The sequence below is a fragment of the Shewanella sp. AC34-MNA-CIBAN-0136 genome (assembly GCF_040309945.1).
Lineage (GTDB): Bacteria > Pseudomonadota > Gammaproteobacteria > Enterobacterales > Shewanellaceae > Shewanella.
Genome location: NZ_JBEOPJ010000098.1, coordinates 1 through 242 on the forward strand (window position 1 = coordinate 1; position 242 = coordinate 242).

General features: G+C 59.1%; 1 protein-coding gene. It reads left to right on the forward strand.

Features of this window, described 5'->3' with window-relative positions; all coding sequences use genetic code 11:
- Window positions 1-44 precede the first annotated feature (44 nt).
- Window positions 45-242 (forward strand): maltotransferase domain-containing protein (locus AAEY94_RS20800; protein WP_350979945.1); only part of this gene is annotated, 198 nt, incomplete at its 3' end.

The following is a 242-nucleotide window of genomic DNA, read 5'->3' on the forward strand; positions in this document are numbered from 1 at the left end:
GATCAAGCCAAGAGCGTCCACAGGGCGTAAGGGGAAGATGCTCGATGACTGCTGAAACACTGGTTCCAGAAGACTCCGTGCTGCCGCTGTCCCAGGCGCTGCTGTTACCCAGGATCGCGATCGAAAGCACCATGCCGGTCATCGACGACGGTGAGTTTGCCGTCAAGGCGGTGGTGGGCCAGCGGGTCCATGTGACCAGCAAAGTGTTTGCCGATGGCCACGATAAACTGGCGGTGTTGATC